The organism is Amorphus suaedae, assembly GCF_053629675.1.
In genome coordinates this window covers 542,904-552,407 of record NZ_JBRJIT010000001.1, presented here as the reverse complement: position 1 = coordinate 552,407, position 9,504 = coordinate 542,904, and the positions used below count along the sequence as shown (strand labels likewise).

9 protein-coding genes are annotated in these 9,504 nt (G+C 68.6%); 7 read left to right on the top strand and 2 right to left on the bottom strand.

Going from position 1 to position 9,504, the window contains the following annotated elements:
• The first annotated feature begins 100 nt into the window (after window positions 1–100).
• A complete protein-coding gene (locus AB7M35_RS02475; RefSeq protein ID WP_453956978.1) occupies window positions 101–421 on the top strand; it encodes a 2Fe-2S iron-sulfur cluster-binding protein in 321 nt (106 codons plus the stop codon).
• Between the two features lie 248 nt (window positions 422–669).
• Here the strand turns inward: AB7M35_RS02475 and AB7M35_RS02470 are convergent, their stop codons facing one another.
• Window positions 670–2,343 (bottom strand): electron transfer flavoprotein-ubiquinone oxidoreductase, encoded by a 1,674-nt coding sequence (locus AB7M35_RS02470; RefSeq protein WP_453956977.1) that lies wholly within the window; start codon window positions 2,341–2,343, stop codon window positions 670–672.
• A gap of 347 nt (window positions 2,344–2,690) precedes the next feature.
• Here AB7M35_RS02470 and AB7M35_RS02465 point away from each other — a divergent pair, with 347 nt between their 5' ends.
• The 5 genes from AB7M35_RS02465 to AB7M35_RS02445 all read left to right on the top strand — a co-directional run bounded on the left by AB7M35_RS02465 (window position 2,691) and on the right by AB7M35_RS02445 (window position 7,438).
• Window positions 2,691–3,518, top strand: a complete 828-nt coding sequence (locus tag AB7M35_RS02465; protein ID WP_453960569.1) for a uracil-DNA glycosylase — start codon at window positions 2,691–2,693, stop codon at window positions 3,516–3,518.
• 189 nt (window positions 3,519–3,707) lie between these two features.
• Window positions 3,708–5,108 (top strand): cytochrome ubiquinol oxidase subunit I, encoded by a 1,401-nt coding sequence (locus AB7M35_RS02460; RefSeq protein WP_453956976.1) that lies wholly within the window; start codon window positions 3,708–3,710, stop codon window positions 5,106–5,108.
• Window positions 5,109–5,114: 6 nt separating this feature from the next.
• Entirely contained in the window at window positions 5,115–6,119 is a 1,005-nt protein-coding gene (gene cydB, locus AB7M35_RS02455) for a cytochrome d ubiquinol oxidase subunit II (RefSeq protein ID WP_453956974.1), read from the top strand.
• 155 nt (window positions 6,120–6,274) lie between these two features.
• Window positions 6,275–7,123, top strand: a complete 849-nt coding sequence (locus tag AB7M35_RS02450) for a S49 family peptidase (protein ID WP_453956973.1) — start codon at window positions 6,275–6,277, stop codon at window positions 7,121–7,123.
• 138 nt (window positions 7,124–7,261) lie between these two features.
• The gene (locus AB7M35_RS02445) at window positions 7,262–7,438 is read left to right on the top strand and encodes a hypothetical protein (RefSeq protein WP_453956971.1); all 177 of its coding nucleotides are present in this window, start codon (window positions 7,262–7,264) and stop codon (window positions 7,436–7,438) included.
• A gap of 183 nt (window positions 7,439–7,621) precedes the next feature.
• Here AB7M35_RS02445 and AB7M35_RS02440 read toward each other — a convergent pair whose 3' ends face one another.
• On the bottom strand, window positions 7,622–8,041 hold the full coding sequence (locus tag AB7M35_RS02440; protein WP_453956970.1) for a hypothetical protein: 420 nt from the start codon (window positions 8,039–8,041) through the stop codon (window positions 7,622–7,624).
• 510 nt (window positions 8,042–8,551) lie between these two features.
• Here AB7M35_RS02440 and AB7M35_RS02435 point away from each other — a divergent pair.
• A complete protein-coding gene (locus AB7M35_RS02435) occupies window positions 8,552–9,502 on the top strand; it encodes a glycine--tRNA ligase subunit alpha (protein WP_453956969.1) in 951 nt (316 codons plus the stop codon).
• Window positions 9,503–9,504 lie beyond the last annotated feature (2 nt).

Below are 9,504 nucleotides of genomic sequence, written 5' to 3'. Positions count from 1 at the left end.
CTGTCTTGAGCGGCAATTTGGAACGGCTCCGACTTGACGCGGCGCAGCAACCCGATATGTCGGTCGGACGCAGGCTCTCTCAGTGCATCGAAGGAATCCCATGGCGAAGATCACCTACATCACGGCTGACGCGGAAACCCACGAAGTGGACGCGGAGCCGGGCTCGACCGTCATGGAGAACGCCGTGCGCAACATGGTGCCGGGCATCGAGGCGGAATGCGGCGGCGCCTGCGCCTGCGCGACCTGCCACGTCTACGTCGACGAGGGCTGGCGCGAGCGCGTCGGGGATCCGTCGCCGATGGAAGAGGACATGCTCGACTTCGCCTACGACGTGCAGCCGAACTCGCGCCTGTCCTGCCAGATCAAGGTGACGGCGGAGCTGGACGGCCTCGTCGTGCGTGTGCCGGAGCGTCAGGCCTGAGGCGACGCCCGGGCTTCGGGATTATTGTTTCAACATAGATAGTTGAGGGCGGGCGTTCACGTTCCGCCCGGCCGACTTGGGTGGCGCCGAGGGGCGTGTGGACGCCCTTGCGCGGCGACGGCTTCGGGCCGGCGGAGGGCTGTGGACAGCTGCGCGCGCGCAGCCTCGGTGCGCGCGCACAAAGGCGCAGTCAGCCTGCGCGTTCTTGCGCTTTTCTGCGCGTTTCCGCGCGATTTTGCGCGCGCCTCCTACATGTTCGGATAGTTCGGGCCGCCGCCGCCTTCCGGCACCGTCCAGACGATGTTCTGGTTCGGATCCTTGATGTCGCAGGTTTTGCAGTGCACGCAATTCTGCGCGTTGATCACGAAGCGCGGGTCGGTGTCCTGGTCCACCCATTCGTAGACGCCGGCCGGGCAATAGCGCTGCGACGGGCCGGCATAGACCGCCCATTCGGACTCCTTCTGCAACGCCATGTCCTTCACCTTGAGGTGCACCTGCTGGTCCTCCTCGTGGTTGGTGTTGGACAGGAACACCGACGACAGCCGGTCGAAGGAGAGCTTGTTGTCGGGCTTGGGGTAGACGATCGGCTTGCACTCGGCGGCCGGTTTGGTCGAGGCCGCGTCGGTCTTGCCGTGGGACAGGGTGCCGAACGGCGAGAAGCCGAACAGCGACTGCATCCACATGTCGACGCCGCCGAGGCCGATGCCGAGCAGCGTGCCGTAGCGCGACCACAGCGGCTTGACGTTGCGCACCCGCCAGAGGTCGCGGCCGATCTCCGAGCCGCGCCAGGCTTCCTCGTAGCCGACGATCTCGTCGTTGGCCCGACCCTCAGACAGGGCCGAGTGGACGTGCTCGGCGGCCAGCATTCCCGACAGCATGGCGTTGTGGGAGCCCTTGATGCGGGGCACGTTGACGAAGCCGGCCGAGCAGCCGATGAGCGCGCCGCCGGGGAAGGTGAGCTTCGGCACCGACTGGTAGCCGCCCTCGGTGATGGCGCGGGCGCCGTAGGCCAGGCGCTTGCCGCCTTCCAGCGTCTCCGCCACCGCCGGGTGGGTCTTGAAACGCTGGAACTCCTCGAACGGGTTCAGGTAGGGGTTCTGGTAGTTCAGGTGGACGACGTAGCCGACCGCCACCTGGTTGTCCTCGAAATGGTAGAGGAACGAGCCGCCGCCGGTCTTGCCGTCGAGCGGCCAGCCGAACGAGTGCTGGACCAGGCCCGGCTGGTGCTTCTCCGGCGGGACCTGCCAGATCTCCTTGAGGCCGATGCCGTATTTCGGCGGCTCGCGGCCCTCGTCCAGGCCGTATTTGGCGATCGCCATCTTCGACAGCGACCCGCGCACGCCCTCGGCGAACAGCACGTACTTGCCGCGCAGCTCCATGCCGGGGGTGTAGCTGTCCTTGTGCTGGCCCTCGCGGCCGATGCCCATGTCGCCGGTGGCGACACCGATGACCGCGCCGGCGTCGTCGTAGAGGATCTCGGCGGCAGCGAAGCCGGGATAGATCTCCACACCCAGCCCCTCGGCCTTTTCCGCCAGCCAGCGGCAGACGTTGCCGAGCGACACGACGAAGTTGCCGTGGTTCGACATCAGCCGGGGCATCAGGAAGTTGGGCAGCCGGATGCCGCCGCTCTCGCCGAGGAACAGGAAGCGGTCGTCGGTGACCGGCGTCTTGATGGGCGTATCCTCGTCGCGCCAGCCGGGCAGCAGCTTGTCGAGCCCGATCGGGTCGATGACCGCGCCGGAGAGGATGTGCGCGCCCACCTCGGAGCCCTTTTCGAGCACCACCACGGAGAGCTCGGTGCCGGCTTCGGCCGAGAGCTGCTTCAGCCGGATGGCCGCCGAAAGGCCGGCCGGTCCCGCGCCGACGACGACCACGTCGTAGTCCATGCTCTCGCGTTCGACCGCTTCGTTCGTGTCGACCATACCTGTCCTCTGTTCCTGGTGCCGCCCGACGGCACGGCGCGAATCCGGAATTGCTCCAGAATACTTGCATCCCCCGGGCGTCAGGTGAACACTGTCTTCTCAACGCGCAATCGGACATCATGGATCCGACAGCCGTTGATCCACGGCGCCGCGTCGACCACTACGAACCGCCGGGCACCGTCCGGATGGCGCAGCCGGCCAGCGGTCCGGCGCGCACCGGAAGCACCGCTGGACCGACGCTTCAACGCGATCGTCAGCCATAGGGCAGGGCTGTCGAGGGTGCAATTCCAGGGTGCAGGAAACGCCGCGAACCGGGCGGCAGGGAGTTTGGGCTGGTGATCGAGGGACTGGGGGACAACCGGCGCGCGGCGGCCGAGGCGCTGCTGGGCTGGTACGAGGCGATCGGCGTCGACGCCGTCGTCCTGCCCGACGCCGTCGATCGCTTCGCCGCGCCCGTTGCCGCACCGCCCCAGATCGCAGCCCTGGAGCCCGAAGAGGTTCCTGCCGGCCGATACCCGGAGAGGCCGGCGTCCGCCCCGAGGCCGCGCCCGGCGCCGGCCGGCGAGGCCGACGACGAGATCATGCTAGCCCGCTCGGAGGCGGCGCGCGCTGAGAGCCTCGACGAACTCAGGGAAATCCTCGCAGGCTTCGACGGCTGCCAGCTCAAGGCGACGGCGCGCCAGCTCGTCTTCTCAGACGGCAACCCGGCCGGCCGGCTGATGCTGGTCGGCGAGGCGCCGGGGCGGGAGGAGGACGCGCAGGGCACGCCGTTCGTCGGCCGCTCGGGCCAGCTTCTCGACCGGATGCTCGCCGCCATCGGGCTCGACCGCTCGTCGGTCTACATCGCCAACGTGGTGCCCTGGCGGCCGCCGGGAAACCGCACGCCGAGCCCGCTGGAAACCGAAATCTGCAAGCCGTTCATCTCCCGCCAGATCGAACTCGCCGATCCGGACGTGCTGGTGTTCCTGGGTGGTGCCGCATCGAAGGCGATCACCGGATCGAGCGAAGGCATCCTGCGGGCGCGCGGCAAGTGGGCGAGCCACCAGACCGGCCAGCGCGAAATTCCCTGCATGGCGACCCTGCATCCCGCCTACCTGCTCCGCCAGCCGGCCCAGAAGCGGCTGGCCTGGCGCGACTTCCTGGCCATCAAGCGGCGTCTCGACGGGACAGACTGATGGGGCGTGGCTTTCCCCCGGTGTCGCGTGTCCGCTACAAATCGTCTCTAGGACTTTTGGCCGACTCGCGGGGCGCGGGCGGGCCGAGTAGACCAGATCGGACGGGGCGGGCTGACGTGACCGCCTGACATCGGGCTACGCGCTTGCGGTCGGGGTTGCCGTGGCGCGGTGTTTTCAGGAGGGCCTGTGATGGACTTCGATCCCGTAATTCTCGCCAGAATTCAGTTCGCGTTCACGGTGTCGTTTCACATCATCTTCCCGTCCTTCACCATCGGGCTGGCGGCATGGATCGCGACGCTCGAGGGGATGTGGCTCAGGACGAAAAACGAGCGCTACCACACGCTTGCGCGCTTCTGGACCAAGATCTTCGCCGTGTCGTTCGGCATGGGCGTCGTCTCCGGCATCGTGCTGAGCTACCAGTTCGGCACCAACTGGAGCGAATACTCCCGCATCGTCGGCAACGTGGTCGCGCCGCTCATCGGCTACGAGGTGCTGACCGCCTTCTTCCTGGAGGCGACCTTCCTCGGGATCATGCTGTTCGGCTGGAACCGGGTGCCGCCGTGGCTGCACTTCACCGCCTCGGTGCTCGTCGCGCTCGGCACGACGATGTCGGCTTTCTGGATCCTGTCGGCCAACTCGTGGATGCAGTACCCGGTCGGCCACGCCATGGAGAACGGCATCGCCGTTCCGGTCGACTGGCTGCAGATCATCTTCTCGCCGACCTTCCCGACCCGCCTGCTGCACATGGTCATCGCGGCCTACATCACCACCGCCTTCGTGGTGTTCGCCATCGGCGCGCGCTACTGGCTGCAGGGGCGCTTCATCGACCATGCCGAAACCATGCTGCGCATGGCCCTTGGCCTGCTGCTGGTGCTGGTGCCGCTGCAGATGCTGGTCGGCGACCAGGCCGGAACCACCGTCGCCAAGTACCAGCCGGTGAAGCTGGCGGCCATCGAGGGGCACTGGAATGGCGACGAGTCGCCGGTGCCGTTCGTGCTGTTCGCCTGGCCGAACCAGGAGCAGGAGCGCAACGACTTCGCGATCCAGATCCCCTATGTGGCCAGCCTGCTGATCACCCACACCCTGGACGGCAAGTTTCCCGGCCTGACCGACGTGCCGCGCGAGGACCGTCCGCCCGTCTGGCCGGTGTTCTTCTCGTTCCGCATCATGGTGGGCCTGGGCCTGATCATGCTGGCGACCGTGGTGGTCGGCGGGGTGCTCTGGTACCGGGACCGGCTGTTCTCCACGGGGATCTACCTGCGCGTGGTCTCGCTGATGTGGCCGATCGGCTTCGTCGCGATCCTGTTCGGCTGGTTCACCACGGAGATCGGGCGACAGCCCTGGGTCGCCACCGGCATCCTGCGCACCGCCGACGCGGCGTCGCCGGTTCCGGGCGGGTCGATCATCGTCTCGCTGGTGATGTTCGTGCTGGTGTACGGCGTCGTCTTCTCCGCCGGCATCTACTACATCAACCGCCTCCTGCGGCGTGGTCCCGACCATTCCGGCTCCGGCGGTGACGACAGCTCGAGCCGACGCCCGATGTCCTATGCCCAGGACTCCGGGCGCGAAGCCATCCACGCAGGGGAGTAAGACGCCATGGAAGCCTATCTTCCCGTCATCTGGGGCGGCCTGATCGCCACGGCGGTCACGCTCTACGTCATCCTCGACGGCTTCGATCTCGGGGTCGGCATCCTGTTTCCGTTCGGCCGCACCGAGGCCGAACGGGACCACATGATGAACTCCATCGCCCCGTTCTGGGACGGCAACGAGACTTGGCTGATCCTGGGCGGCGGCGGCCTGTGGGTGGCGTTCCCGACGGCCTTCTCCATCATCATGCCGGCCATGTACTTCCCGATCATCTTCATGCTGCTGGCGCTGGTGTTCCGGGGCGTGGCCTTCGAGTTCCGCTTCGTTTCCAAGCCGAACCACAAGATGTGGGACGTGGCGTTCTCCGGCGGTTCGTACACGGCGGCGTTCTGCCAGGGCCTCGTGCTGGGCGGCGTGCTGGACGGCATCACGGTGACCGACGCCCGCTTCACCGGCGGCCCGTTCGATTTCCTGTCGCCGTTCGCCATTGCCTGCGGCTTCGGGCTGATCTGCGGCTACGCGCTGCTGGGCTCGACCTGGCTGATGATGCGGGTGGGCGGGACCGCCGGCACCAAGGCGCGGGGCTGGGCGTTCCCGGCCCTGGTGCTCATGCTGGTGTTCATCGTGGTGGTGTCGGTGTGGACGCCGCTGATGGATCCGCACATTTCCGAGCGCTGGTTCTCGCGGCCGAACATCTACGTGCTCTGGCTGGTGCCGATCGCCACCGCGCTTCTGGCGCTGATGGCGATGCGCAGCATCGACTCCGACCGGGGCTTTCCGGCCTTCGCCGCCTCGGTGGGCCTGTTCCTGCTGTGCTTCCTGGGCCTCGGGATCTCCACGTTCCCGTACCTGGTGCCGCCGACGCTGACGGTGTGGGACACGGCGGCGGTGCCGGCGAGCCAGCTGTTCACGCTGGCGGGCGTGCTGGTGATGCTGCCGATCATCCTGCTCTACACGGCGTTCGTGTACTGGACGTTCCGCGGCAAGCTGATGGAAGGCGAGGGCTACCACTGAGCCGATCCCGCCCCGGCGGGCACGGTCCGGAGCCTGCTTCCACGGCGCTCAGCCCCTGCGACTTTCGGAGCGCGCATTGTCCCGATGCGCGCTCCTCCCATATCTGGAGCACGCCGCGCCACTTTGCGCGCCCCCTCGCTTGAAAGGATCCCATCGTGATCGACCGCATACGCTCGCTCCTTCCGGCCCGCTGGGCGAAGTCGAAACCGGTCGTTCCCGTGGTGCGCATTCACGGGGCCATCGGCCTCTCCACCCCGCTGCGACCGGGCGTCACCATGGCCGGGCTCGCGCCGGTGCTGGAGAAGGCGTTCAGCATCAAGAAGGCGCCGGCGGTGGCGGTCGTCATCAATTCGCCCGGCGGCTCGCCGGTGCAGTCGCACCTGATCTTCAAGCGGATCCGCGCGCTGGCGGAGGAGAGCGGCAAGCAGGTGCTGGTGTTCGTCGAGGACGTTTGCGCCTCCGGCGGCTACATGATCGCGGTGGCCGGCGACGAGATCTTCGTGGACGAGCACTCGATCGTCGGCTCGATCGGCGTGGTTTCCCAGGGGTTCGGCTTCGTCGGGCTGATCGACAAGCTGGGCATCGACCGCCGCGTGCACACCTCGGGCGACCGCAAGGCGATCCTCGATCCGTTCCAGCCGGAGCGGCAGGAGGACGTCGACCACCTGCTGCAGCTGCAGGAGGAGATCCACTCGGAATTCCGCGATCTGGTGACCGGCCGGCGCGGCACGCTGCTCTCCGACGACGGCGAGCTGTTCTCCGGGCTGTTCTGGACGGGCCGGACGGCGATCGGGTTGGGGCTCGCGGACGCGGTGGGCGACGTGCGCACGGCGCTGAAGGCGCGGTTCGGCGAGGACACCGTGCTGAAGCTGATTTCCACGCCGCGGCCGATCCCGTTCCTGCGGACGGCCTCGCCGGGCGTCGGCCTGTCGCTCGACGGCTGGTCGGCGGATCTGATCTCGACGCTGGAGGAACGGTCGCTGTGGAGCCGCTTCGGTCTCTGACCGGGGCGCGGAGGCCGGCCGACCGGGACGAAATGTCCCGCGACGCGATCCCTTCCATTTGCGCCGGGAATCCCTAGATTTGAGCCATGCCGGCTGGCGCGCGGGACGGGTGCGCGCGTGCCGCGAAGGGAGTATCGCATGCCTCAGCTCGTGTTCGTGGCGCTTGCCGCCGGTGCCGCCATCCTCGGATCCCGCTGGATGAAGCGCGAAATGGCGCGCGTCGAGGCGCGCATGCGGCCGCAGGAGGCACGCGACGATCGCGGCCGGCGCCTGGAGCGCGATCCCGCCACCGGCGTCTACCGTCCCGAGAAATAGGACGTCCGGACGGGCAGGGGCGGCCGCTCCGCCGTCTGTCGATTTCCCGCCGAAACCGAGCATCCATTCCGTCGGTTCGCCGTGCCGGTTCGGTGAACGGCGGGCCGCTCGATGAGGTGAACGGTCCGCCGCAAGATCTTCTTCCCAAATGCATTTCGGCGCCTCGCCATCGGCGCGTCCGCGTCAGCGGTAGGTGCGCACCACCTCGCCGCAGTCGCGGTAGACCAACATGCGCCCGTCGGCGAGCAGGTCCTGGCGCATGTAGCAGGCCTCGTTGGCCCGCACCGTTTCCGCCTTGCGCCGGCGGTTGGGGTTGCGGGGCACGTGGGTGACCACGGGTGCCGCCGCTGCCGCGCCGCCACCGTAGCCGTGGCCGCCGCCCTTGAGCACGCCGTCCTCGATGAAGGCGTTCGGGTCGGCGCAGCCGGTGCAGACGATCAGCCGTTCGCTGCCGCCGCCTCCGGGGCCGCCGCTGGTGCCGATGCCGCCGCCCTTGCCGCCGTTGCCGTTGGACTGCGCCAGCGCGCCGCCGGCGGCCGAGAACGCCACCGCGGTGACGACGAGGCCGGAGGTGATCAGGGTCGTGAGGGTCGTCCGTTTCATGTCAGTCTCCCATTCCGGTTGTGGATGAAGGCAGGCCCGCCGGCTCCGTTCGGGAGGCCGGGCGGGATGCCGCCACCAGCGGCGCGGACGGAGCGGCGTCCGGGGCCGGAGCTTCGGCCAGCCGGATGACGCGACGCGCGGACAGCGCGGCCCTGTGGCCCTTGCCGAGCACCCCGAAGATCGGAATGCGGACGGCGTCCAGTGATCCGTGATGCGTCATGTCGCTCCTCCCACCGCTTGCCCGTGTCGCTGGTGACGACCCGGACGTCGGCACGGGAGAGCCCGGCTTTAAGGGGCCGGGGCGGCGGGAACGGCGCGTATGTGACGGGGGACACGCGCCGGGCGACCGATGGTGACGGGCGTCACGCGCTTGACCGGAGGCGGGCGGCCTGCCTACCGTGCCGCCGCTTTCGCGCGGTGCCGCTCCGCCGCTCGCGCGCCTCCCGCATCCGACCGATCCTCCGCGATCGCCGGCGCCCGCTCCGGCGCCTCAACCGCTCGAAGTGCCCGATGACCGATACCGCCGCCGACCCGCTTTCGCCGAAGACCTCGTTCCAGGGGCTGATCCTGACGCTGCAGCGCTTCTGGGCGGCGCAGGGGTGCGTGGTGCTGCAGCCCTACGACATGGAGGTGGGGGCGGGCACCTTCCATCCGGCAACGACGCTCCGGGCGCTGGGGCCGCGCCCGTGGAAGGCGGCCTACGTGCAGCCGTCGCGGCGGCCGACCGACGGGCGCTACGGCGAGAACCCCAACCGGCTGCAGCACTACTACCAGTTCCAGGTGCTGCTGAAGCCGAGCCCGGCGAACCTGCAGGAGCTCTACCTGGAGAGCCTGCGCGAGATCGGCATCGACATGGGGCTGCACGACGTCCGCTTTGTCGAGGACGACTGGGAGAGCCCGACGCTGGGCGCCTGGGGGCTGGGCTGGGAGTGCTGGTGCGACGGCATGGAGGTGTCGCAGTTCACCTATTTCCAGCAGGTGGCGGGCTTCGAGTGCGCGCCGGTGGCGGGCGAACTCACCTACGGGCTGGAGCGGCTGGCCATGTACGTGCAGGGCGTCGACAACGTCTACAACCTGAACTTCAACGGCCGCGAGGGCGCCGAGCGGGTGAACTACGGCGACGTGTTCCTGCAGGCCGAGCAGGAATATTCCCGCCACAACTTCGAGCACGCCGACACCGAGATCCTGCTGCAGCACTTCCGTGACGCGGAGAAGGAATGCCACGCGCTGGTGGAAGCCGGCTGGACCGGCGAGGGCGAGGCGCGCCGCCACCTGATGGCGCAGCCCGCCTACGACCAGTGCATCAAGGCGAGCCACATCTTCAACCTCCTGGACGCCCGCGGCGTGATCTCGGTGACCGAGCGCCAGAGCTACATCCTGCGGGTGCGCCAGCTTGCGCGCGCCTGCGGCGAGGCATGGCTGGCGACCGCGTCGGGCGGCGCCGAGCCGGTCGCGGCCTGACC